This window comes from Bacillus solimangrovi (assembly GCF_001742425.1).
GTDB classification, from domain to species: Bacteria; Bacillota; Bacilli; order Bacillales; family Bacillaceae_N; genus Bacillus_AV; species Bacillus_AV solimangrovi.
Window position 1 is genome coordinate 123,112 of sequence record NZ_MJEH01000033.1, and the last position, 25,726, is coordinate 148,837.

20 protein-coding genes are annotated in these 25,726 nt (G+C 36.1%); 16 read left to right on the forward strand and 4 right to left on the reverse strand.

What is annotated here, in order from left to right; genetic code table 11:
- The first annotated feature begins 284 nt into the window (after window positions 1–284).
- The 5 genes from BFG57_RS12150 (at window position 285) to BFG57_RS12170 (ending at window position 9,447) form a co-directional block, all read left to right on the forward strand.
- Entirely contained in the window at window positions 285–1,745 is a 1,461-nt protein-coding gene (locus BFG57_RS12150) for a S41 family peptidase (protein ID WP_069717757.1), read from the forward strand.
- Window positions 1,746–2,019: 274 nt separating this feature from the next.
- Window positions 2,020–3,207, forward strand: a complete 1,188-nt coding sequence (locus BFG57_RS12155; protein ID WP_069717758.1) for a PDZ domain-containing protein — start codon at window positions 2,020–2,022, stop codon at window positions 3,205–3,207.
- Window positions 3,208–3,665: 458 nt separating this feature from the next.
- Complete coding sequence (locus tag BFG57_RS12160) at window positions 3,666–5,102, forward strand: efflux RND transporter periplasmic adaptor subunit (RefSeq protein ID WP_069717759.1); 1,437 nt, start codon at window positions 3,666–3,668, stop codon at window positions 5,100–5,102.
- Complete coding sequence (locus tag BFG57_RS12165; protein ID WP_069717760.1) at window positions 5,099–8,173, forward strand: efflux RND transporter permease subunit; 3,075 nt, start codon at window positions 5,099–5,101, stop codon at window positions 8,171–8,173. The genes BFG57_RS12160 and BFG57_RS12165 overlap by 4 nt, the downstream gene beginning before the upstream one ends.
- A 5-nt stretch (window positions 8,174–8,178) precedes the next feature.
- Window positions 8,179–9,447 carry a TolC family protein gene (locus tag BFG57_RS12170; protein ID WP_069717761.1) on the forward strand — a complete coding sequence of 423 codons (1,269 nt, stop codon included), beginning with the start codon at window positions 8,179–8,181 and terminating at the stop codon, window positions 9,445–9,447.
- 98 nt (window positions 9,448–9,545) lie between these two features.
- Here the strand turns inward: BFG57_RS12170 and BFG57_RS12175 are convergent, their stop codons facing one another.
- Both BFG57_RS12175 and BFG57_RS12180 read right to left on the reverse strand, forming a co-directional pair.
- A complete protein-coding gene (locus BFG57_RS12175; RefSeq protein ID WP_069717762.1) occupies window positions 9,546–10,646 on the reverse strand; it encodes an NAD(P)/FAD-dependent oxidoreductase in 1,101 nt (366 codons plus the stop codon).
- Window positions 10,647–10,667: 21 nt separating this feature from the next.
- Complete coding sequence (locus tag BFG57_RS12180) at window positions 10,668–11,249, reverse strand: CDP-alcohol phosphatidyltransferase family protein (RefSeq protein WP_069717763.1); 582 nt, start codon at window positions 11,247–11,249, stop codon at window positions 10,668–10,670.
- 238 nt (window positions 11,250–11,487) lie between these two features.
- Between BFG57_RS12180 and BFG57_RS12185 the strand changes: the two genes are divergently transcribed.
- From BFG57_RS12185 to BFG57_RS12215, 7 genes are all read left to right on the forward strand, one after another.
- Window positions 11,488–12,720 carry an ABC transporter substrate-binding protein gene (locus BFG57_RS12185; protein ID WP_069717764.1) on the forward strand — a complete coding sequence of 411 codons (1,233 nt, stop codon included), beginning with the start codon at window positions 11,488–11,490 and terminating at the stop codon, window positions 12,718–12,720.
- On the forward strand, window positions 12,698–13,558 hold the full coding sequence (locus tag BFG57_RS12190; protein WP_175428341.1) for an ABC transporter permease: 861 nt from the start codon (window positions 12,698–12,700) through the stop codon (window positions 13,556–13,558). Before BFG57_RS12185 ends, BFG57_RS12190 begins: the two co-directional genes overlap by 23 nt.
- Before the next feature lie 2 nt (window positions 13,559–13,560).
- On the forward strand, window positions 13,561–14,358 hold the full coding sequence (locus BFG57_RS12195; RefSeq protein ID WP_083249232.1) for an ABC transporter permease: 798 nt from the start codon (window positions 13,561–13,563) through the stop codon (window positions 14,356–14,358).
- An 11-nt stretch (window positions 14,359–14,369) separates the two neighbouring features.
- The gene (locus BFG57_RS12200) at window positions 14,370–15,371 is read left to right on the forward strand and encodes an ABC transporter ATP-binding protein (RefSeq protein WP_069717765.1); all 1,002 of its coding nucleotides are present in this window, start codon (window positions 14,370–14,372) and stop codon (window positions 15,369–15,371) included.
- Window positions 15,355–16,011 (forward strand): TVP38/TMEM64 family protein, encoded by a 657-nt coding sequence (locus BFG57_RS12205; RefSeq protein ID WP_069717766.1) that lies wholly within the window; start codon window positions 15,355–15,357, stop codon window positions 16,009–16,011. The genes BFG57_RS12200 and BFG57_RS12205 overlap by 17 nt, the downstream gene beginning before the upstream one ends.
- Window positions 16,004–17,440, forward strand: a complete 1,437-nt coding sequence (locus tag BFG57_RS12210; RefSeq protein WP_069717767.1) for a dihydrolipoyl dehydrogenase family protein — start codon at window positions 16,004–16,006, stop codon at window positions 17,438–17,440. Before BFG57_RS12205 ends, BFG57_RS12210 begins: the two co-directional genes overlap by 8 nt.
- Window positions 17,441–17,746: 306 nt before the next feature.
- Window positions 17,747–18,187: an OsmC family protein gene (locus BFG57_RS12215; RefSeq protein WP_069717768.1), complete on the forward strand. Its 441-nt coding sequence runs from the start codon at window positions 17,747–17,749 to the stop codon at window positions 18,185–18,187.
- Between the two features lie 254 nt (window positions 18,188–18,441).
- Here the strand turns inward: BFG57_RS12215 and BFG57_RS12220 are convergent, their stop codons facing one another.
- Window positions 18,442–19,125 (reverse strand): Crp/Fnr family transcriptional regulator, encoded by a 684-nt coding sequence (locus BFG57_RS12220; protein ID WP_069717769.1) that lies wholly within the window; start codon window positions 19,123–19,125, stop codon window positions 18,442–18,444.
- A 142-nt stretch (window positions 19,126–19,267) separates the two neighbouring features.
- Between BFG57_RS12220 and BFG57_RS12225 the strand changes: the two genes are divergently transcribed.
- From BFG57_RS12225 to BFG57_RS12235, 3 genes are all read left to right on the forward strand, one after another.
- Window positions 19,268–19,498, forward strand: a complete 231-nt coding sequence (locus BFG57_RS12225) for a glutaredoxin (protein ID WP_069717770.1) — start codon at window positions 19,268–19,270, stop codon at window positions 19,496–19,498.
- Window positions 19,499–19,767: 269 nt separating this feature from the next.
- Window positions 19,768–20,307 carry a methyl-accepting chemotaxis protein gene (locus BFG57_RS12230; RefSeq protein WP_425388516.1) on the forward strand — a complete coding sequence of 180 codons (540 nt, stop codon included), beginning with the start codon at window positions 19,768–19,770 and terminating at the stop codon, window positions 20,305–20,307.
- A gap of 373 nt (window positions 20,308–20,680) precedes the next feature.
- Window positions 20,681–21,652: a C40 family peptidase gene (locus BFG57_RS12235; protein WP_245676756.1), complete on the forward strand. Its 972-nt coding sequence runs from the start codon at window positions 20,681–20,683 to the stop codon at window positions 21,650–21,652.
- A gap of 129 nt (window positions 21,653–21,781) precedes the next feature.
- On the opposite strand, the gene BFG57_RS12240 is transcribed toward BFG57_RS12235, so the two are convergent.
- Entirely contained in the window at window positions 21,782–23,206 is a 1,425-nt protein-coding gene (locus BFG57_RS12240; protein ID WP_069717773.1) for a HAMP domain-containing sensor histidine kinase, read from the reverse strand.
- Between the two features lie 535 nt (window positions 23,207–23,741).
- Here BFG57_RS12240 and uvrB point away from each other — a divergent pair.
- Entirely contained in the window at window positions 23,742–25,718 is a 1,977-nt protein-coding gene (gene uvrB, locus BFG57_RS12245; RefSeq protein WP_069717840.1) for an excinuclease ABC subunit UvrB, read from the forward strand.
- Window positions 25,719–25,726: the final 8 nt, after the last annotated feature.

The window sequence follows — 25,726 nt, forward strand, 5'->3', positions numbered from 1 at the left end:
TGTCATATAGTAGTTGTACAACAAGGGCATCACACGTGTTTGTGTGGTGCTCTTCTTACTAATTTGGATATTGAAAGAAATTTAAATATATATTTTTATATCTCATTAAGTTGAGGTAAATAATCTTCATAAATAACGTAAACAATAAACAATAGATGTTATGTTAAACTAAAAAGAGGGAATATCATTGTTAATCCCTAATTAAAGGATTTTAACGAGTTCTTGGAGTAATTGGTAATAGTAGTCTAGAACTTGATCGATTAATATTTATTTGAGGTGAAGTTATGAATTTTCGTGGGCGGGTTGTTGCAATTTTGATGGGTTTATCCTTAGTAATGGGTGCTGGGGTAACATATCTATTTGCTAATGTTGGAACAGAAGAGTTACCGATCTATGCAATGGAAGAACAAACTGCTCCATCTACTAGTGGAACTTCTACAAATAATGAGGCTGAGATCGACAAGATTTCCCGGGCAATGCAAGTCATTTCCGAATCTTATGTCGAAAAAGTAGATGAAGAAAAATTAGTTGAAGGTGCAATTCAGGGCATGTTGGAGACGTTAGATGATCCTTACTCTGTCTATATGAATAAGGAAACGGCAAAGCAATTCACTGATTCACTCGATTCTTCATTTGAAGGTATTGGTGCTGAAGTTAGTATGATTGATGGTAAGGTAACCATTGTGTCTCCTTATAAAGGTTCACCTGCAGAGAAAGCTGGCCTTAAACCTAATGATCAAATTATAACAGTTGATGGGAATAGCTTAGAAGGATTAGACCTCTACGAAGCGGTCTTAAAAATTCGAGGGAAAAAGGGAAGTATAGTGAAGTTAGAGGTGCAACGTCCAGGCGTTGCTAAACCATTGATCGTTGACGTTACACGTGATGAAATACCTATTGAAACGGTGTATAGCTCTGTAAAAGATGTGAATGGTGAAAAAATTGGATATATCGAAGTGACGAGCTTCTCTGAAGATACTGCACAACATTTTGAAGAGGGTGTTGCTGAACTTGAGAAGCAAAACATTACAGGTCTTGTGATTGATGTTCGAGGAAATCCTGGTGGTTATTTGCAAAGTGTCGAACAGATGTTGAAGCAGTTTATTACGAAAGAAAAACCATATTTACAGATTGAGAATCGAGAAGGTGAGAAAAAACGTTTCTTCTCTTCATTGAAGGAAAAGAAAGACTATCCGATTTCGGTCTTAATTGATGGAGGAAGTGCATCTGCGTCTGAAATTCTTGCGGGAGCGATGAAAGAAGCTGGTGGTTATGATATTGTCGGTGTAAAGTCATTTGGTAAAGGAACTGTTCAACAAGCGATGCCGATGGAAGATGGAAGTAATCTAAAGCTTACATTGTTTAAGTGGCTTACACCTGAAGGCAATTGGATTCATGAGAAAGGTGTTGAACCTACAGTGATAGTTGAACAACCTGAATATTTCCATGCAAGTCCAATTGAGGTTGAAGAACCTTTGAAGTTAGATCAAACGAGTGAACAGATTAAAAATGCTCAAATTATGTTGAGAGGTTTAGGATTCGAACCTGGACGAACTGATGGATACTTCGGTGCAGAAACAGACGTGGCTGTGAAAGCTTTTCAACGTACTAACGAATTATCGGTAACAGGAGAAATTGATGAACAAACTGCTGGGAAGATGCAACAGCAAATTATTGAATTGATTCGTTCAGAAGAGAATGATATCCAATTGGAAGTAGCTTTAAAACTTGTTCAACAAAAATAAGCATTAATAACAAGTAAGGGAATGTTATGTCCCTTGCTTGTTTTTATGTAAGTTGATGTATGTAACCGAACAATAGTTATGATAACTTTGTAAAAAGAAACTCTTTACTTGTAGCTATTTATTAGCCTATATCAAAAATATGATGAGGTTTCATTTCAAGTAGGTCACAAAGGAAATGGAGCATACCTGTCGAAATATAATGTGTAACGAGAAAACTAGTAGATGATAATGTTAATCATAGAAAGAGAGATTATCATGTGGAGGTGTATCGTTTGTGGAATTATGGTTAGATGAGTTGTTAAAGGGATTTGGAAAATTTTTTCTACACCCTTTTTTATATGCTGCAATCATTGTTGCATTACTATTAGGTGTTAAGCGAGTGAAGCGTGAAAGAAAAGATTTTCACGTTAGAGTGTATGATTCAGTCTTAGAATTAGGAGAGTTATTTCTCCCAGGAGTTGTTGTTGGATTAATTGTTTCGTTTGGAACGATTATGCTCGGTATTACAATTCCAATTGGTTTCCTTACAGTAGTAGCTGCTTTGTACATATTATTATCATTGACCTTGCAAATTCGCTGGGTTTCACCTGCGTATGTGATTAGTTTTGCTGTGATCTTCGTGTTCTTTATGAAAGAAATGGAATTAGGATGGGGTTCAGTGTTGGATGTTTCTATCGTTTCCTTCACACATCTTATTATCCTTCTATCAATCTTAGTTTTAGTTGAAGCAGTATTATTAATGCGATTTGGTGGAAAAAGAACGTCACCTATGTTATTGAAAGGTAAAAGGGGCAAGTTAATTGGTGCTCATCAATCAAACAAGTTATGGCTTATTCCGTTGTTTCTACTTGTACCAGTCGAGAGCGGGATTATTGCAAAAGATTGGTGGCCGCTTCTCCCAGAAGTTAATGGTCAATCTTACATGCTTATGCTTGTACCTTTTGCCTCAGGAGTTACACAACGAATTCGAACTGAGCTACCTCAAATTGGTATGAAGAGGATTGGCAAACAAGTTCTTCTATTAGCATTACTTCTATGTTCTCTATCAATAGCGTCCTTATGGCTACCATATTTAATTCTTGTGACATGTGCAGTTGCGATTATTGGTAGAGAGTGGATCTATTATCGTCAGAAGCATCGAGAGGATCGCTATTCCAATCTTTTCACTGAGCATCCAGATGGATTGATCATTACGGGTATTATTCCAAAATCACCGGCTGAAAAGTTTGATTTGAAGGTTGGTGAACGAATTAATAAGGTTAATAAACGAGTTGTACGTTCTGAGAAAGACTTCTATGAAGCACTTCAATTGAATCGTGCTTTCTGTAAGATGGAGGTTGTCGATATGAATGGAGAGATTCGATTTGCGCAGGGTGCTGTTTATGAAGGCGAGCACCATGAGTTAGGCCTATTATTCCTCCCTGTAATAGAGGAGAAAATTTCGAGTGTAGAACAGATGTAAGCATTTGTCATAAATATTTATTTACAGTAGGTTTAAAAGTAGATAGATAATATGTCGAAAGTCTTTAAAAATAAGAATTGACCAAAATATTCGGTTAATTCTTGTTTTTTTTGTCATTATAACGTAACATTTACCAGAAAATGAAACCTTTTCTTGTCGATGTTCGTCAAATAGAATAAAACAATAAGGATAGCTGTTACGTTTTTTAATCTGTCTTATGATATGTGAATTAATCTATTGGACCATAGTCTAATTTGGAAGTAGTCTTAGGTCTGTTACATGAAGAGAGGGGATATTTTAAAATTGTTAAAGATATAGACCTAATCATGATTAGCCAATTTCTATAAATATATAAAATACATCAAAGTCTCGACAAAATGTTATACATATTCATTTAGTTAGTCTATAAATCTAGCGTTAAATATATGATTTTATAAGAATGGAGACGGGTTATTGTTATGAGAAGAAAAATTATTGCGTTATCTACCATGTTAGGTATCATGATAGCTGGTTGTTCATCTCCAGCAACGATGCCAGAAGCTCCTCCTATGCCACCGGAGGAAAAGAAGGTATTTGTTGAAACGGAAGAGATCACATACGGTGAACTAACAGCAGAAACAACATTAATTGGAGAAATTGAACCAGTAGAAGAAAAGTTGGTCACATCGGAAGTAAGTGGGAAAGTGAAACAATTAAGTGTGCAAGATGGAGAGTTTGTGCAACAAGGGCAACTGATTGCTACACTCGAATCTGATGAACAAGAAGACCGTATTGATCAAGCTGAGTCTGCGCTATTGAGAGCTAAGCAAAGTGTCCAAAATGCTGAGATTTCAAAAGAGCAAATGGAAAGTAGCTATGAACAAATGCAAATCTCATTACAGCAAGCAGAAGCGAATAGTGAAGTTAAAGACAACGAGCAATCTACAAAACTAGAATTAGAGCTTGATGATTTAGAACAACGGCTAGAAAAAGTGATAGAAGAGCATGAGAAAGTAAAACGTTTGTACAATAAAGGAATTGTATCAAAGTTAGAGCTTGAACAGGCAGAAGAGGCAGAGCGTCAAGCTAACCTAGCTTATAAGCAAGGAAAACTCAATGCAGATAATGCTGTAGGAGATTTAGAGAAAGAGAGAATGAGCCTTATCTCTGCTGAAAAAGACTTAACGAAGGCAGAATTATCATTAGAGCAGGCTACGTTTGATTTACAACAAGCCCAAGAAGATTACGATGAAGCAAAACAGAAGCAGGGAAGCCTTACACTACGCTCACCGATAGCTGGTTTTGTGAAATATAAGGATGTTCAAGAAGGTGCATTTGTCGGTCAACAGACACCGTTATTTAGCATCTACAATCCTAATGATATGAAAGTAAAAGTAAATGTCTCGCCAGCACAAAAATCATATTTTCAAAATGGACAAGAGTTACATATAAGAGGTTCGAACGAGGATGAGCCTACTTCTGCAAACGTATCTATTATAACCCCTTATTTAAATGAAGATGGTTTCTTCCAAGTTGAAGCTATTATTGGATCGGATCAGACGACATTTATTCCAGGGGAATATGTTGAAATTGTCTTTAACTCTGTTGTAGCGCAGGATCAGCTTATCGTTCCAACTGATTCTATTCTTGAAAAAGGTGACCGATCATTTGTCTTCATTGTCGAAAATGAAACTGCAGTAATGAAAGAAGTAGAGGTTGTACAAAGTCAATCTAAGTGGACATCAGTTGAAGGAGATTTAAACGCTGGAGAACCAGTTGTGACGAAGGGAAATAAGCTCTTATCAACAGGTTTAAAGGTACAAATGATCGGTGAAGAAAAAGAAGTAACTGAAAAGAAACAAGAGGAAGTAGTGGATAACGAATCAACAAGTACGAAAGACGGTGACGAGCAATGATTTCGTTTGCTGTTAAACGCTCCGTAGCATTTGTAATGCTACTTATCTCGCTCATTGCTGGGGGAGTATATTCCATTCAAACAATGAATGTTGAATTATTACCTGAATTTAAGCAGCCAGTTGTGTACATTTCAACAAATTTTTCGAATGCTTCGGCGGAAGAAGTCGATGAATTAATTACACAGCCACTCGAACAACTATTTATTGATGATAAAGATGTAAAAGAAATAACATCTTATTCAGATAAAGGATATTCAAGAATAGAGCTAACGGTTAAGTCAGATATTGATTATGAAGGGAAAGTTCAAGAGATCCGAGAGTTAGTCGCGAAAAATGAGTCATCGTTTCCAGAAGATGCAGGAACACCAAATGTGAGGGACGGAAACTTTGATTCGAGTGAGGCACCTGTTTTTACATTTTCTATTCTTGGTCTTGATGAATACAATGATCAAAAAACATTATTAGCAGATGTTGAGAAACAATTGGAACAAATTGATGGTGTTGGTCAAGTGAGTGTAGAAGGTACAAATGCAAAACAAGTTAGCATTGAACTGGATCCATTGCAACTTGCAAAGTATAGACTAGCATCTTCTGACATCGTGTCAGCATTGGAGCAAACATCTACTCAATCAATTGGTCAAGTAAGTAAGAGCGGCGAAAGTGTTCAAGTAGTACTTCCTGAGAAGAAACTATCGTTAAAAGATATACAAGATGTGTTGATCCCAATTGCTAGTGGTGAATACATCAAAATGTCCGACGTGGCAACTGTTGATATTCTAAACGAGCAAGCGTATCGGATATATAAAATAAACGGAAAACGTGCAATCGGAATTTATATTATGAAAGATCTTGAAGCAAATACTGTTACCGTGACAGATGAGATACAAGCTACGATTGATCAAATTACACAGACTCTTCCAGACGGTATTGAGGTTCATATTGGTCAAAATTCAGGAGAATTCATTAAACTATCGATTAATCAAGTATTACGTAATTTAATGATTGGTGGAATACTTGCAGTAGCCGTATTATGGTTGTTTTTTAGAAGCATTCGCTCAATGTTTATCATCATGTTATCAATTCCACTATCAATAATCACGGTTTTTATTTTGCTTCGTTTTGCAGGGCAAACACTAAATACGATCTCTCTTTCTGGCTTGGCGTTAGGTGTCGGAATGATGGTAGATAGTTCAATTGTAATATTGGAAAACATTGTGAAGAACATTCAAAGAAAGATTCCGATATATGAGGCTGTTCGAAATGGAAGCTCTGAGCTTCGCTCGGCAGTAGTTGCCTCAACATTAACAACCGTTATCGTATTTGTTCCGTTGTTTATGACGGATGATGTGACGATTGCGAGCATTCTTTTCCCATTTGCATTTGCGGTTATTTTCACATTATTAACGGCTTTAGTAGCTGCATTAACAATTGTACCAATGCTATCTTTCAAGTGGTTAGAAAATGATTCTAAGATTCACGAACAACGTGATAAGAGATGGTTAAGGTATGTGACATTTTTCTATAAAAAAGTGCTTCGATTTGGACTGAGACGTAGGTGGATAATCGTAACAGGAACGATTCTTCTTGTTGGGGTTAGCATCTATTCACTTAAGTTTGTTGGGTTTGAGGCGATGCCAGATGAAGACAGTGGAGAAATATATATCTATGTGTCTTATGAAGAAGAGAAAGAATTAGATGAATCTGTTGCATTTTCAGAGTCGTATGATAAAATCATCGCTTCATATGATGACATGATTGAGACAAAACAATCGACTGTATATGGTAATGGATTTAATTATGTTTTATCGTTAAAAGGGCAAGATGAGCGAGAATTAACGACGGAAGAGATATCTGATGAGATATTAAATCAATTTGAACCTGTTGCTGGCGTTAGCTTTTATGTCAATGGACAGTCACTAGGAGCTAGCAAACGAGATATGCAAATGAGAGTTACGCTGACTGGTGAAGAGTATGATACGTTGTCAGCTCTTGCTGAACAAACTGTTTTTGCATTAGAGCAAATTCCAGACATCACATATATAGAAGCACCAAGTATGAATGGTGAACCACAATTGCAGCTTGTCGTAAATAAACAGCTTGCAGCAAAATATGGGTTAACGGAAGCGCAAATTTCGTCACAGCTTCGTGAGGCGTTTTCCAATGGAGCTGAGATTACATTTCGGGATGGAGATTCATGGTATTATGTGAAGGTTACATATCCTGAGAAAAAATCAAACAGTATTGAATATTGGCAAAGTTTCATGGTTAGGTCAGGGTCAGGAGACTATATTCCGCTATCTGCAATTGCAAGCTTTGAGAATGGGCGGGGGCCTATCTCAATTACTCGAAAAGATTGGAAACAAGAGATTACGATAACAGCAGGAGTCGATGATGCAGAAAAATTCGGACAAGCAAATGCAGCATTTAACGAAGCACTTGCTCAAATGCCGTTTCCACCAGGTTATGAATATAAATTCTTCGATCGATTTGCTGAAGATAATGAAATGAAAAGGAAGTTAACGATTGCGCTCCTAGTTGCAGCATTTCTCGTTTATGCAGTAATGGCGATTCAATTTAATTCGTACTCACAACCGTTTATTATTATGTGTTCGTTGCCTCCGACGGTAATCGGTGTTGTTTTTGGGTTGTTGATTACTGGAAAGACGTTGTCTGTACCAGCATTTATCGGCATTATCGTGCTTGCTGGAATTGTCGTTAATAATGCGATTGTGTTAGTTGATTACATTAATCAGCAACGGAACTCAATTCTTACGAGAAAAACGATTCTATTGCAAGCAGGCGAGCAACGACTTCGTCCGATCTTAATGACGACATTAACAACTGTTCTCGGAATGGTACCGATGGCAATTGGGATTGGTGATGGGTCAATGATTCAACAACCAATCGGTATCGTAACAATCTTTGGATTAACTGTATCAATGATCTTTACGTTAGTGTTTGTCCCTGTCGTCTATTCGATCTTCGACGATGTTATTCAGTTCTTTAAGCGTATGTTTAAACGCAAAAAGAAATATATAGAGCCAGTATCACAAAGCCATATAGAAGGCTAGAATGGGTGAATAATATGAAGCGTGCAATTATTATTGCTTCGGTTGTACTATGGGGTACTATTCCAGTTAATAGTAGTGAAGCAAAAACAACATATTCAGTGACTGAAGCAGTCAAGAAAATAGAAAATAGTGATTTAGATCTTCAGTTAGAACAAAAAGAAGAAGATGTGTCATTATCTTCTGCTGCGATGAAATATATGGGAAGCTTCAACGAACTTGAGGATATATCAGAAGCAGAAGCAGACTATCAAGATAAGGTACAGGTATGGCAAAGAGAGTATGGAGCTTACGAAACAACCTATCAATATATTAAACAGCAAAAAGCACTGACATTACAGAGAGAAAATTTCACAATCGCGCAACAAGAAAAAGAAGCTATTGATGAAAAGTATAAAGAAGGACTTGTATCACAAGCCGATGTTTTACGAGCTTCGATGAGTATTAAAAATGCTGAACTGTCACTACAATTAGCAAAGCAGCAAGTCGATCAAAAGAAATATGAATTTAATCAAAAAATCGGAAAATCAATTGAAGAAGATTTCAGTATTTCAACAATTCCTTCGTTCAAAAGATTATCACGATCAGCATATGATCCAAAGCCATTAGCTGAGGAATTAAAGAGGAAACATGAATCACTCTTTCCGTTAAAAACAGCAGTTGATACGTATGACGACATATTAGATGATGTTGATAACCTTCCTGTATTAGGAGGAGACGGTTATGAAACATCAATTGAAAACTTTAAAACAGAAATAGAGGATTTGTCTCAAGAAATTAAAATTGTTGAAGATAAAATAAAAAGTGAAACGAATCCAGTTGAAGTTGAGAAACTAGAAAAAGAACTAGATGAGTTGAAACGTGACAAAATAACAGCAGAAGTGAGTTTGGATGTTAAGGAAGAACAATATAGTGAAGCCAGAAGTGAACGAAGTAAAGCAGAAAATGACTTAGACGACTATTACGAGCTTGAAGTAGAGAAAGCTGATATTCGCCACCTAAAACAACAGCGTCAAATTGAGTTAAAGGTATATAATTATGCACATCAGTTTGATTATCTACATGCACAACTGGATGTCCTACAAGAAAATGTTGAAAATGAAGAGTTATTTTATGAACAAGAGAAGGAACGGTTTGAGCTCGGTTACATTTCACAGCAAGAATTAGAAAAAGCACGTATCAATGTATTAAATGCAAAGAAAGAACTATCTGCTGCTGAAATCGACTATCGTTTGTTAAAGAAGAAATTTGAGTTATTTATAGATGGTTGGATGTAAATAGATTAACAACATAATAGAAACTAAATGAAAGACAGTTCGAGATATTTCTCTGAACTGTCTTTTTAAGGATTAGGTTGTTACACTATTCTTTAAGATTATTTGTATTGATTCATAAACTTAGTATCGATATAATTTTTCCATTTCCAAGCGAACTTTCCAAACATATAATGCTTTCCGTATATCGCAACACCATAATGATTACTTAAAGAAAGAATCGCTAAATAATTCTTCTGTGGGTTGAAGACTTCTAGTTGGCTGCTATCATCACGGAGTGCCTTTATGACATTTTTCCAAAGAAGTGGAGCTTGTCGAATTGCATAGACACCTGCCTTCGGAAGATTTGGATGCTCCTTCATTGTAACTGAATCTCCAGCACCAAATATGTACGGATATTCAGGGACGCATAGTTGCTTATTTACGAGTAAGAAGCCATCAGTATTTGTAGGTAAGTTTGATTTATTAAATAAAGAAGGTGCACGAATACCAGCTAGCCAAAGTAATTCAGAGTAGGTAATATGTTCATTATTAGTGGATTGAAGCATATTCTCTTTTACAGAGTGAATACGAGTATTTGGTATGAGTTGGACACCTATTCTACTTAATTCTGTTTCTACTCGTTTTGATAGAGATTCATTATGAAACTGCTTAAGGACGTGTTCTTCAGGATAAATTAATGAAACAGGTGTTTGATCAAGTTTGTGTTGATTTCGATAAGAGGCAAGGCTTATTGAAAGCTCAATACCTGAAGCACCTCCACCAACAACGACAGGTTGTGTTGCTGTTTGTAACGCTTGCACAGATTGTTGATAATGATTGTTTGGTTTAATGAAGTGGGCATATTGCTCAATGTTTGCAATATGATGATCGTTGATGATAGAGCCTGTATTAATTGACAGGATATCAAAATGATAGTTCAGCCCATTTGCCGTTGTAATGCTCTTGTTATGAGCGTCAATCTTATCAACAGCTTCATTTATGAGTGTAGCGCCTGCACTTGTTGCCATTTGTTCAATATCAATTCGTATGTCTTCTAATTTGTAGATTGCTTCTGCATAACCAGAGAACATACCTGAGTAATATTGATAACGAGAAGGTGAGAATACAAGGATTTCGACATCATCTACGTTCGAATTTGCAAATTGTTTGAGCAAGTACACATGGGCATGACCACATCCTGCAAGAATTAAGCGTTTCATAAGAATCCTCCTACAAAATCGTTACGATAATAGTTTTTTTGCTTCAAATAGACGTTGAAATGTGGTGAAAAGTTCAACAGCCAAAAATAGAAGGGTAATCGCTGTAAGAGCGTTTGAGAAAATAATCATCGCACTAAATAAGAGAAAACCTTCTGTCCGTTCAGCAAGTCCTGCTTGGTAATAGAAGGACTTAATACCTTTTCTCTCAGACAATGCCCCTACAGTTAAGAAGACTGTCATCGCAAAGATGATTGAGACACTTAATAGCAGGAGTGCCCACATTGAGGATGGAAAGCGAAAAGCAAGCCCTAAAATGACACTTATTTCGACTAATCTATCGAACGTTATATCCATTAATGTACCCCAAGGTGATGTTTGTGTTTTTCGTGCCATTGCTCCGTCTACACTATCGAGGAAGCCAGATAACCATAATGAAATAAGTGCTACTACTTTCATATCTAAATAAATCCATAAACCTGATGAAAAACCAACTAAAAAAGCAATAAACGTGACCTGATTTGCAGATAATTTTGCTTTTAATAATAGATGTGCAGTCTTATTAATAAATGGATCTACATATTTTCTAGCGTGTGTATCAAGCATTTTGCAACGCCCCTTTTGAGTCAAATGTGTTATATATAGGTTAGTAATCATACAGCGGTTGGACAAGTTGTCAATCTTACAACTGTACCTTCTTAAGTTTAACAGTAAAATATTAAATAATTTTTATACTTTGTTTTTTATATTGTAACCTATAGCAAATAGAATCAAATGTAAGGTGTCTTACATTCATATGATAAAAGATTTTGTACACTTGAGATAAGATAAGGAGGGAGAAGAGATGAAGAAATTACTTGTATTAATTGTAGGACTCTTTCTTCTTTCAGCTTGTAGTGCGGATAACAATAATAATGAAACTACACAGGTGAATTTGAATGAGATGAGTTGGGAAGAAATTGAACGTGCAGCAGAGGAGACTGAAGTTCGCCTCTATATGTGGGGTGGAGATAGTGGCATTAACGAATATATCGATGATTATGTCACGGTTGAATTGAAAAACAAACATAATATGACGCTAACGAGAGTGCCATTAGATACGAATGAGTTCCTTCAGAAGCTGTTAACGGAAAAGAAGGCAGAGAAAGATAAGGGAACGATTGATGTCATTTGGATTAACGGAGAGAATTTCAAATCAGCGAAAGAAAATGACTTATTATATGGACCATTTGCTTCAAAGTTGCCAAGTGTACAGAATTATATAGGTGCAGAAGCGGGGTTCACTCAATCAGATATGGGTACAACTATCGATGAATTAGAAGCACCATGGGGAAACGTACAGTTTGTCATGAATTATGATGCGAGTAAGGTGGATAACCCACCTAAAAGCTTTGAAGAGTTAAAATCTTGGGTAGCTGAACATCCTGGTAAGTTCACATATCCAGAACCAACGGATTTTACAGGGAATGCTTTTATTCGCCATTTATTATACGAGACGACAGAAAATCATCAGAAGTTACAAAAACCATTTGAAGATGTAAACTTGACGTCAGAAAGTAAGGCAATGTGGGATACGTTAAATGAACTTGAACCTGATCTATGGAGGAATGGAGAGACATACCCAGTATCACTTTCTCAACTGGATCAAATGTATAGCAGTGGAGAAGTATGGATGACGATGGGCTTTAATGAAGCGAGAGCGGAAAGCTTGATTGCTGAAGGTGTATTCCCAGAGTCAACAAAATCATATGTATTCAACGAAGGTTCAATTGGAAATACACATTATTTAAGCATTCCATATAATTCACCAAATCCAGCAGGTGCAGCGGTTGCGATTAACTTCCTCCTTTCACCAGAGGCTCAATTGAAGAAGCTTGATTCATCGATGTGGGGAGACGGTACAGTGCTTGATTATACAAAATTAGAAGAACAGCAAAAAAATCAAATCGAACTGTTATCAGGGGGACAATCAGTCGTACCTCGAGATGTACTTAAAGAAAAATACTTACCTGAATTAGATACAAGTTACCTTGAATGGATTAAGGATGAGTGGTATGAGGAAGTTGTTGAAAAATAATCAATCACTTTCTAATTGGATGATATTGTTGCTTGTACTAGTTTTAACATCAGGAATTGCATTGTACGCAGGAGTAGCAGCATTTATTCAAACGACTTCAAGTGGCGTGAATGTATATCAAGATCTTTTTGCAAATGAGCGGTTTATGAAAGGCTTAACGTTCAGTATATATGTTTCAGTAGTTTCGACTTTTTTCGCATTAATTGTTGGTGTAATACTTACGCACTTTATTTATAAATTTGGCTTAAAGAAGTGGGGGAAGGCAATGATGTGGCTTCCGATGCTGTTTCCTCACTTTGTTGCTGGTTATTTAATTTTATTGTTCTTTAGTCAGAGTGGTTGGATATCCTCAATCATGTATCAATTAGATCTCTTAAATGAAATGTCATCATTTCCTAATCTTGTGTACGACCGTAAAGGAATTGGTATTATTCTTACTTATTTATGGAAGGAAATTCCGTTTGTCGTATTGATGTTAATTCCAATTTATGAACAAATCGACAGTCGTCTTGAAGAAGTGATTCGAATGGAAGGTGGAGGAAAATGGCATCAGTTTAAGGATGCGCGTTGGCCGTTCCTTTGGCCATTCCTAGTTGAAATAGGTGTGATCATATTTGCGTTTATGGTGGGAGCTTTCGAAGTTCCTTACTTACTAGGAGCGACATCACCGAAGATGACTGCTGTATTAAGCTTTGAGTGGTTTTATCAAGGTGGTTGGTTGAAGAGACCAGATGCTTTAGCTGGTATGTTTGTCATTTCAATCATTATATTAGTAATTACGATGGTTGTGTTAGGGACGACACAAAAGTATAGAGAAAGAGTGATGAGGGGGAGTTAGCTTTGCTAAGCAAAACAATATGGAAAGTTAGCCTTACGCTTATGTTAATGCTGTTTATTGGCTTTCCAATGCTCTACCTTGTTATTTCTAGCCTAACGTTAACAACACAATGGCCTCAAATCTTGCCATCGAACATTACTTTATCACATTGGCATACGGTCTTTTCTCAACCGCAACTCTTATCTTCAATGCGAACCTCACTTGTGTTAACGGCAAGTGTCGTTGTCCTTAATTTGGTACTTGGTTATCCAGTAGCTCGAATATTAGCATATGAATCATTTAAAGGGAAAGCAATAGCTGAAGTGTTACTGTTATATCCGATTCTTATTCCAGTCTTGCTCATCATTATGGGCATACATTTGAAGATGATTCAATTAGGGTTAACTGATCATCTTCTAGGAGTAATCGTGGCACATTTAATACCAACATTACCTTATACGATAAGAATTATGAAAAATGGCTTTGAAAAACTAGGTAAGAAGTGGGAAGAGCAATCAAGCATGTTAGGTGCATCTGGAACACAGACGTTTCGTCATATTACTGTTCCGTTGCTGAAACCTTCTATTCATGCAGCTATTCTTGTTACTTCCGTCATTTCATTAAGTCAATACGGAATTACGCTTATCATTGGAGGAGGAATTGTAACGTCATTCCCAATTATCTTCTATCCATTTGCTGAAACAGCAAATAAAGGAGTAATGGCAGCTTTTTCATTATTGTTTGCTATTCTACCTCTTATATTTATAGGGATAACTGAATTATTTGCTAAATCATATAACTTGATTACAAACAAAGATTAGGAGGGCTTGTGATGGGAGGACCATATCTTAGCATACAGCACTTGAATAAGGACTTTCAGACAAGTCTATTTCAAAACTTAAATCTTTCAATAGAAAAAGGTAAGATCATAAGTCTTGCAGGACCATCTGGGTGCGGGAAAACGACATTGTTACGCTGTATTGCAGGTTTGGAACGGTGTGAAGGCTCTATTATCGTTGATGGTGTAGATGTAAGTGGGCTAAAACCTGAAGAACGGAGTATAGGTTTCGTGTTTCAAGAGCCACTCCTGTTCCCACATATGAACGTGCTTCAAAATATCACATATGGGTTGAAAATGCAAAAAGTAAAACGTAGTGAGCGTATTGAACGTGGACATGAGCTTTTGAAAAAAGTCGGTCTGGAGAAGTTAGGTAAACGTTATCCTCATCAATTATCAGGTGGACAAAAGCAACGTGTTGCACTAGCTCGTACACTAACCAGAAAGCCAAAGATTGTGTTGTTAGATGAACCGTTTAGTATGCTTGATCCAGTGTTACGTCAGGAATTGCGTTGCTTCGTAAGGGATTTATTTCAGAATGAAAAAATAACAGCTATTTTTGTCACACATGATAAAGTTGAAGCTGAGTATATGGGAGATGTAACAGTTGTAATGAATGAGGGCAAGGTGCAACAAATTGGAACATCAGAGCAGCTACGTAATGAACCTGTTAATGCTTTTGTTGCTTCCTTTTTTGGAGATGGTCTTGTTTTAAAGGAAGGGTATGTCCCCCTGTCATCACTGAAGGTTCTACAAAGAAATGATCTGAAAATGGTGAATAGCAGCACATACATGGCAACGGTTCATAAGAAAACGTATCTGTATGGAAATAATCTTTATCATTTTTATATTGAAGAATTAGATCAGCATCTTTCACTCCCTTTGGCAGACCAGTTAGGTGAAAATGAATTGGTATACATTAGTTATTCAAAATCATCTTTACTTCATTTCAAACCACTATTAAGAGAGGATGAATTAGATGTCGCGTTGGGTTAAGTTAGGTGGCGCGCTCGTTGTCATCGCTGTATTACTCATTGTTAAAGAGAAATATATTGATTTTACAGCTGACGATATTAGAGACTGGATTCTATCTTTCGGTGTGATTGCGCCGTTAATCTATATTGGAATTTATACGATACGTCCGTTAGTTCTATTTCCTGCGTCTATATTGTCCCTTGCTGGGGGGGCAACGTTTGGTGCGTTAGGTGGAATGTTATACACCATTATAGGTGCAGTGTTAGGTGCAGCATTATCATTTTTCGTTGCAAGAAGGTTTGGGAAAAATATCTCTAAGGATACGTCCAACGAACGAGTTCAACGAATTCAAGAGCAGCTGGATAAGAACGGGTTTTTCTATGTGCTTATATTCCGACTAATACCATTGTTTAACTTTGATCTAGTAAGCTATTCATCTGGATTATCTCGAGTTCGTTTCACGTCTTTCATTTTGGCAACAACAATTGGAATTATCCCAGGAACATTTGCTTACAACTTTCTCGGTGATAGTGTTGCAGAAGGAGATTGGAAGTTAATTGTTGGAGCTGTTCTCTTCTTTGTTGCAGTAAGTGTCATTCCGCTATTCTTTCGCAAAAAATTTCAGCAATCAGATTTGAAAGGAGATAAATCCATTGAGTAAATATGACTTAGTTGTTATTGGTGGTGGTGCAGCAGGATTAACTGCAGCAGCAGGAGCAGCAAGTATGGGGGCAAAGGTAGCATTAATTGAAAAGAACTCATTACTTGGCGGTGATTGCTTACACTACGGGTGTGTACCTTCAAAGGCACTCATTACAAGTGCGAAAGCTGTTCATCAAGCAAGGAAGTCAGCTGCTGAGTTTGGCTTATTGATTGAGGGAGAAGCGGACATAGCAGTTGCAATGGACAGAGTACGGCAATCGATTGAAACGATTCAACATCATGATAGCCATGAACGATTCGAGGGTTTAGGCATCGATGTAATCACTGGAGCAGCAACATTTGTGAATGAGCATAAGGTCAAGGTGACAGATGGTACTGAGATTGAAGGGAAACGATTTGTAATTGCGACAGGTTCTTCGCCATTCATTCCTCAAGTTGAAGGGATTGATCGTGTTGACTATTTAACGAATGAGACTATTTTCAAACTCAAGCAAGCTCCAAAGCGAATGGCAGTGATCGGTGGAGGAGCAATTGGATTAGAGCTATCACAATCTATTTCTAGATTTGGAACTGATGTGACTGTTATTGAACGGCATTCACGTCTATTTGCTAGGGAAGAAGAACAAATAGCAGAAACAGTACAAAATAGGCTTGAACAAGAATTATCTTTCCACTTTAACAGCAGTTTAGAGAAGGTAGATAAACAGAATGATGAGATTGTAATTACGGTAAAAAATATCGATACGAACCTAGTAGAACATCTGACAGTTGATGCGCTTTTTATGTCGGCTGGTCGCAAACCTAATATTGAAACGTTAGGTCTTGAAAATGCTGGGGTGAAGACGGAAAAAGGGTACGTTGTTGTGAACGAGTATTTACAAACATCACAGTCACATATCTTTGCTGTAGGTGATGTAAACGGTGCGATGCCATTTACTCATGTAGCAGGTATGGAAGGAAAACTGATTGTTCAAAATGCTGTATTTGGGATCAAAAAGAAAGTTTCGTATAAGAATGTTCCATATGTTATTTTTACTGATCCAGAAGTTTTTCATTTAGGATTAACGGAAACTGAAGCACGTGCAAAATATGGTGATGAAAATATAAAAGTGTACCAAAAAGAGTTGAATGATGTTGATCGATTTGTTGCAGATCGTGACACTGAAGGACTGGTAAAGGTCATTACTGATAAGAAAGGTCATATTTTAGGTGCACATGCAGTTGGATCAAATGCAGGTGATTGGATGCAGGAAATTGTATTTGCGATGACAAACGGTAATAAGATTGGTGATCTATCAAATGTTATTCATCCATATCCTACACATGGAGCAGCATTGCAACAAACAGCTGATATGTATTGGAGAGAAAAATTGTTTAACGGGAAAATCCCAGCAATTACGGAAAAGTATATTAAGTGGTTTAGATAAAGTGAAACTTCTATCAGTGGCGGTTTTTCTTCATCCCCCACTGATAGTTAGTTGAACCAATCAGGTAATTACTGACGCTTGCTCTCCCACTTAAACTTCGTTGATTCTCTTAAGTTTTGAAGTGGGAGTCTTAGCGTCAGTTGAAACGTGATAAAGATAACTGTGTATTCACTTCAATTAACGATAAGAAAAGGAAACTTTCATTAGTGGAAGTTTCTTTTTTAGTTAGATTGTAAGTTAGATTACAGATATATAACGAAGAAAATAATATGCTATACGTGTAGTTAAATAATATTGGAGGTAGTAATGATGTCAAAAATAAATGTTCAAGTTTCAGGAAAGTCAAAGGGAATGCAGTCGGTGTTGAATGCGGGTAATCATACAATTACAATAGATGAGCCACCAAATATGGGTGGGCAAGATTCGGGTGCAGATCCGCTATCAACATTATTAAGCTCTTTAGCAGGATGTGAAAATGTAATTGCAAATTTAGTTGCCAAAGAAATCAATTTTGATCTAAAGGGAATCGATTTCGATATCGTTGGGGTGCTAGATCCACGTGGGTTAATGGGTGATGAAACAGTTAAACCTTACTTTGAAAAAGTAACGATAAATGCAAAAGTAGATACAAGTGAATCACAAGAGCGCATTGATGAATTACAAGGTAAAGTTGACAAGCGTTGTCCAGTATATACAACTCTTGAAGCAGCGGGGATTGAATTAGTACCTAATTGGACAAAAGCATAATAAAAAGGCTGATCAATCTGATCAGCCTTTTTATTATGTGATGATTTATAGTAAATGGAATAAGTACCAAACAGCAATATGCACATAGTTGACCAATCATAAGATTACAGGTGGTATTGTAAATAGAATGTATAGTAATTGAAGGTGAAGGTTAGAAGAGGTTATCGTTACATAGATTTTTTGAGCAAATATAATAGAGTGTGGAGAAATATATGATTTCTCCACACTCTAGAATTACAATAGTTATTTTTTGACTACATTCTTTCTAATTGTTCTCTTGCTTTTGCTTCATGTATTGATAATGAACGGATTCCTTTCTTAAGAATACCATCCTTTTTGAATTGACTTATAATTGCGCTTGTCGTCTCTCGGGTAGAGCCGATCATATTCGCGATGTCTAAGTGGGTGAGCTTCACATTAATCGTTTGCCATTCTTTGTTTCGTTTACCTGATTTTTCGCTTAAATTAAGTAATAAATATAAAATACGATGTTTGACATCGCTTAATGCAATTTTTTCACTCATGCTGTAAATCTCTTTGAGACGAGCAGATAAGATATTAATGAATTTAATTGCGATCTTAGGGTTTTCCTCAATAAACGTTTCAAATTCCTTTTTTCCCATCATACAAATGTAACAGTCGGTCATTGCTTCAGCATAGATTTCATCGTCTGTTAAAGAAAGTGTAGATGTTTCACCGAAAATACTCCCATCAATTAATATATCAACTGTAAATTGCTTTCCTTGTGCGTTCATTCTATATAAGCGGACTTGCCCTTTTTTTAATAGAAAAATGGCTTCTAAACGGTTTATTGGATCAAGTATGATCGTCCCTTTTTTAATCGGTTGCATCTCACTTATTTCGTCAATAACCTTCAATTCTTCCATAGGTAGTTCATCTAATAAGTTGATTTGTGACAAGAGTGATAATTTATCCATCAACAATCACCTTCCAATATTTATTGTATGAACAACGGTAAAGTAGTGTATAGGATTATATCATAATTGTAAGTTAGGTTACGGATAACTTGTTTTAGACTTAATACAATATGCATAGGCACTTATAGAGGACGTGATTAAAATGAGCACACAGTATAAGTTATATATCATAACGGGTTGTACTATGTGTTACAAAGCCGTTCAGTTTCTTAATTCTATTAACATCGACATCTCGATTGTTAATTTGTTTGAGCATCCAGAGAAAAGAGCAGCATTGCAAGAAAAAATAGGTGAAGTTACTGTACCTGTACTTGTTAGTGATTATGATATATTTAAAAAAGAAGAAATTTTTTCTATTAATAAGCATAGTTAGTTAAAGTAATTGGTATAGGGGTGTGGTGAGAAATGGAGAGCGATGTTAGGCAGGATAGAAAAAATGTTGTGCAAAAGGCACAACAGGTTATGGAAGAGCAAAAACAATATATGAATGAATTTCTAAAAGGGGCAGAAGAAATGGTGGATACTTCATCAGAAATATCTATTGTTTCTCAACAAGTAAATGGAAATGTTTCGAAAGCTTCTGTACATACAAATGAAGGAATTGAAAAAGTAGCTGAGAATGTTAAGTTTATGGATGATTTAATGGAACAGTCAAATGCTATGTTAAATAAAATTAATACTTTAACTGAACTGTCCAATTCGTTAATTGGCATTATTTCTTCCCTTAAGAAATTTTCTTCACAAACGAATTTGCTTGCGTTAAATGCATCAATAGAAGCTGCTAGAGCAGGTGAAGCAGGCAGAGGTTTTAACGTCGTAGCACAAGAGGTTAGGAAGCTGTCAGATCAAAGCACGAAAGCTACGAAGGAAGCTGAAGATTCTATTACTGATTTATTGAAGGAAATTGAGTTAATTGAAGAAATTTCAAATACAGGTGTTTCATTTGCTGAAAGTGGGAAGGAAAAAGCTAATGATTCAGAGCAGATATTCAAAGATATTAAGAGATTCATTGATCAAGTTGAGCAGGAGAAAGATCAGTTAGTACAATTATCTACTCAATTAGGTGAACAGAGCCAGAATGCGAAGACATTATTTATAAGTATCGCGAAGAATCGAGAAACAATAGCAGAAGGGTTAGAAGCGAACAATTATTACTTAAATATGAACAATAAATATGTTTAATTGAAGTTGGAGAGGTCAAAATGTGACCCTCTTTTTTTGTTTTGAAAAATAACAAAAAGGTAACAAAATTAAATTAATATTTCATTGTAAATGAAAGTTGTTATACCATTTTAAAAATACAGGAAAATTTTTCTTTTGAGCTTTAAAGTGTCACAGAATGTTCATATTTAAAGCGAATCTTACTACTTGTACCTGAATTATCTCCTTTATAATGAACGTGGATTAAGAGAAGGATTGGTATTGCAGGAAATCGAATAAACTAATGCGAAATGATGGTTATCTCTTCCGATTCATTAAAGAGACATCCATATAAACGAGGAAAAAACATCATTGTTTAACATCATGTTTATAGGAGGAGTATTGCATCGTGAAGATGAGAAAGAAGATTATTCATTCAGTTTCATTAGCCGTAATGTTGTTAGCGGTTCCAACAGTAACAGATGCTTCTAGTAAGGTTGATAATCTAATCGAAATATCAAACAAATATAAAGGTGTTCCATATTCATGGGGTGGAACGACACCAAATGGATTCGACTGTTCTGGTTATACACAGTATGTGTTCAAAAAAGCTGGTATTACGTTACCACGAACATCTGATCAACAATACAATATCGGTACACCAGTTTCAAAGAGTAATTTAGAGAAAGGTGACCTCGTTTTCTTTTCAACATATCGATCTGGACCTTCACACAATGGCATATACATAGGAGATGGAAAGTTTATCCATTCTTCAACCTCAAGTGGTGTTATCATATCATCAATTAATGATCCGTTTTATTGGGGAGCAAGGTATATTGGAGCGAGGAAAGTCTTAAAAGAACCGAAGCAAGTAGAAGTGAAAGTACCTGTCAAAAAGGAAGTTTATAATGAAGGCTATTGGGCTTATTCATATATTGAGAGATTAAAAGAATTACAAATTATAGAGAAAGACTTTAGTCCTAATAAGTCAATTACAGAAGGACAAGCTATGACAATGTTTAAAAATGCATTGCTTAAAATGAACCGATCTGAAATCGAATTAACGAACTCAAATGTCGTCTCTTATATGATAAATAAGAATGTTATCGATAGTTCAAATTCCTTAAATTCAAACAAGCTTCTTACTAGAGCTGAAGCGGTAAAGAAAATTGTAGGAGTGTTAGGAGAATTTGACGAGCAAAGTAAAAAGCAGCAAGCTGTATCATTTAATGACTTTAGTCGTTCACATGAAGGCTATCAAGAAGTTGCTTATGCGATAAATGAAAAAATGATCACAGGTTATAACGATGGCTCATTTAAGCCAGACACAGAAATGAAGCAATCTGAATTTGCAGTTTTGTTATATCGTGCACTTGAATTACTGTAAATGTTCGTAACAATGAAATGAATGTTCTGGAAATTGTTAGAAGTATAATAATCCCCTCTTCATGATGAAAATCATCGTCTTGAAGGGGGGATTATTATGTGTTCATTTGTTTCTTATATAAGATAGAGGTTACATATTAGCTTGGGGTAGAACAATGGTGAACGTTGTCCCGTTAGGAGAACTACTTTTTAAATATAAGTTTCCATGCATGGATTGAGCGAGCATAAGGCTGTAAGGTAATCCAATTCCTAATCCTCTAACCTTGTGTTTCTTTTCTTCCCCTCTATAAAAACGTTCAAAGATAAGATTTTGTTCGGATTTGTTGATACCTGTTCCATTATCTATAATATCAATGTGAGCTTGTTTGTTCTCATTTACATATAAGATAAGTTGAATAAGCCCGTTTGTGTCGAGTGCTTGTTGTGCATTGTTAAGTAAGTTCACGATAATTTGTTGCAATCGATTAGCATCGACTGATACGAAGATATCATCTTCTGGCAAGGAAATTTCTGTATTTACAAGGTCTTTCTTATATAAAATGCGCCATTGGTAGACAATTTCTTGCAATAGCTTGTTCAAATTGTGCACTTCAGGCTCAACATGAACGACACCAGCAGCAAAGGAATTAAAGTCTAATAAGTCTTGTACCATTGTTTGCAAACGACTTGTTTCATTTAAGGCAATGGATAAGAATTCTTTCGCCTCATCTCCCCGAACTACTTCATCCTTAAGTGCTTGTATAAGTCCACTAATAGAAGTGACAGGAGTTTTTAATTCATGTGTTACACTAGCAAGAAGTTCTGATCTGAGCGCTTCTAATTGTTGTAAACGTGAAGACATTTGTTTGAATGATTGCACCAATTCATCTAGCTCTTTTTCTCTAAATGAATTGTTTAATTGAATGTCGTATGATCCACTTTGAATTTCTTTGGCAGCATTTGCTACACTTTGGATAGGTTTAGATAGATTACGGGACAAAACATAGATGACACCCCATCCTAGCAAAGCTAAGCTAATTAATAAAGTAGCAAGCAATCCGTACTCTTGATTGACCTTTATTAAATTCTTTTTCTCCTGTGAAATAATGACCCAACCTAATTGTGTACCGTCTACCTCTATCGGTGTTTTGATAACGTAAAGTGGTTCACCATTTCGTAACTTCAGCTTTTGTAAAGAACTATCGTTTTGTAAAACAGTACGAACAAATCTATATGTACTTTTTGATATTACTTTTGGCTTTTTGAAAAACAATTTGCCCTCATTACTAGTAATATAGAGGTTAAATTTGTCTTCAATGTTCAATAGCTTTGCACGATCTTCTAACACACGCACTAAGTTCTTACCAAAATAGATTTGCCCTTCTTGGTTAACAACACGGTCAGCAATTTCTTCTGCTAAAATATTCGTCACATTTAGACGATTCTCTAAAGTTGTCTGTCTAATCCATATAACTGATATGAATGCGATAATCATTAATCCAATACATAATGTAATAAAATAACGTGTCGTCCAATATCGAAGTAAAGACATTTTCTTTTTTGATGTTCGAAACAATGAATTGCCCCCCTTTTCATCGAATTATATTAAGATTCCCATCAAATCTATCCGAGTAAGTACATCATGTTCATTCGATTAGTAGATTCAACAATTGCAGAATGGTTTGGAGAAAATGTATATATCATAATGAAAAAAAGTATAACGGTATGAATAATTGTGCAGGTTGATGTGAAAAAAAGATTAATATTACTCTGTCTAAAATTATAGTGTCCAATTAAAAATTGATTTATGGGTATGGATTTTCATAGTAAATTAAGCTATTTAATCAATCACAATGTCATCTGTGTTGTAAGGATTAATCTTAATGTCAGTCACGTAATTCCTTTCTTTAAATATAACAAATGAATATGTCAAGTTGATGGTGAAGTTACTTGAAGAAAGAATTTTTTATTGGAGGCTGTGGATGTAGTTTGTTAAGGATTGAAATGTACAGTAGAAAAAAATGCGAATATCAGTTCGTTTTTTTCGTTTTCACGGAACAGTTTATGATACAATATTATTAGAAAATGAAGGAAGGAACGGAGGTTATGAAGTGAACGAGCAGTTTGAATTAGTGTCAAAGTATAAGCCACAAGGAGATCAGCCTAATGCAATAAAACAACTTGTGGAGGGGATAGAGAGCGGTAAGAAACATCAAACGTTACTAGGTGCAACAGGTACTGGTAAGACGTTCACGATTTCAAATGTTATCAAAGAAATCAATAAGCCAACATTGGTAATTGCGCATAATAAGACACTTGCAGGTCAGTTATATAGTGAATTCAAGGATTTCTTTCCAAATAACGCAGTTGAATATTTCGTAAGTTATTATGACTATTATCAACCTGAAGCATACGTACCTTCAACAGATACGTTTATTGAAAAGGATTCTAGCACGAATGATGAAATTGATAAACTTCGTCATTCAGCTACAACTTCACTGTTTGAACGAGATGATGTCATTATTGTAGCGAGTGTTTCTTGCATATACGGTTTAGGTTCACCTGAAGAATATAAAGAACTAGTTGTATCATTACGAGTTGGTATGGAAATGGAGCGGAATCAGTTGTTACATTCGCTCGTTGATATTCAATATAATCGCAATGATATTGATTTCCAACGTGGGACATTCCGTGTGCGTGGAGACATTGTTGAAATTATACCTGCTTCAAAAGATGAGCGTTGTATTCGGATCGAATTTTTCGGAGATGAGATTGACCGAATTCGAGAAGTAGATAAGTTAACTGGAGAGATTATCGGTGACCGCGAACATGTTGCGATCTTCCCCGCATCACACTTCGTTACTCGTGAAGAGAAGATGAAGGTTGCTATTCAAAATATTGAGAAGGAACTTGAAGAACGTCTGAAGGAGTTACGTGACGATGAGAAGTTACTAGAAGCTCAGCGCATCGAACAACGGACACGTTATGACATTGAGATGATGCAGGAGATGGGCTTCTGTTCCGGAATTGAGAATTATTCACGTCATTTAACGTTACGTCCTGCTGGTTCAACACCTTATACATTAATGGACTTCTTTCCGAAAGACTCCTTAATTGTTGTTGATGAATCACACGTGACGTTACCCCAAGTGAGAGGGATGTTTAACGGTGATAAGGCACGAAAGCAAGTGCTAGTAGATCACGGATTTCGCTTGCCATCTGCATTAGATAACCGTCCGTTACAATTTGAAGAGTTTGAGGAGCATATTCATCAAATTGTATATGTTTCGGCAACACCTGGTCCTTATGAACAAGACCATACTCCAGTGATGATTGAGCAAATTATTCGGCCGACAGGATTACTTGACCCAACCGTTGATATTCGTCCGATTGAAGGACAAATTGATGACTTATTAGGTGAAATTAATAAACGAGTAGAACGAAATGAACGAACACTCGTTACAACGTTAACGAAGAAAATGTCTGAAGACTTAACAGATTATTTGAAAGAGGTAGGCATTAAAGTCGCTTATCTACATTCGGAAATTGATACATTAGAACGAATTGAAATTATTCGTGATTTACGAATAGGTAAGTATGATGTTCTCGTTGGAATTAACTTACTACGAGAAGGATTAGACATTCCAGAAGTATCACTTGTCACGATTTTAGATGCAGATAAAGAAGGATTCCTACGTTCACAACGCTCGCTCATCCAGACGATGGGTCGTGCTGCACGAAATGCAGAGGGTCACGTAATTATGTATGCAGATAAAATTACTGACTCGATGAGAATTGCAATTGATGAAACGGAACGTCGTCGTGAGATTCAAGAAAAATATAATGATGAGCACGGTATTACTCCGAAAACTATTCAAAAAGACATTCGTGATGTAATAAAAGCAACTTATGAGGCAGAGGATACTGAGCAAAATGAAGGTATGCCTAACTTGTCTAAGATGAACAAGGATGAACAGAAGGAAATGATTGAGAAAATGGAACAAGAAATGAAGGAAGCTGCCAAGGCTCTAGATTTTGAACGAGCAGCAGAATTACGTGATTTGTTAATCGAATTAAAGGGCGAATAAGATAGAGA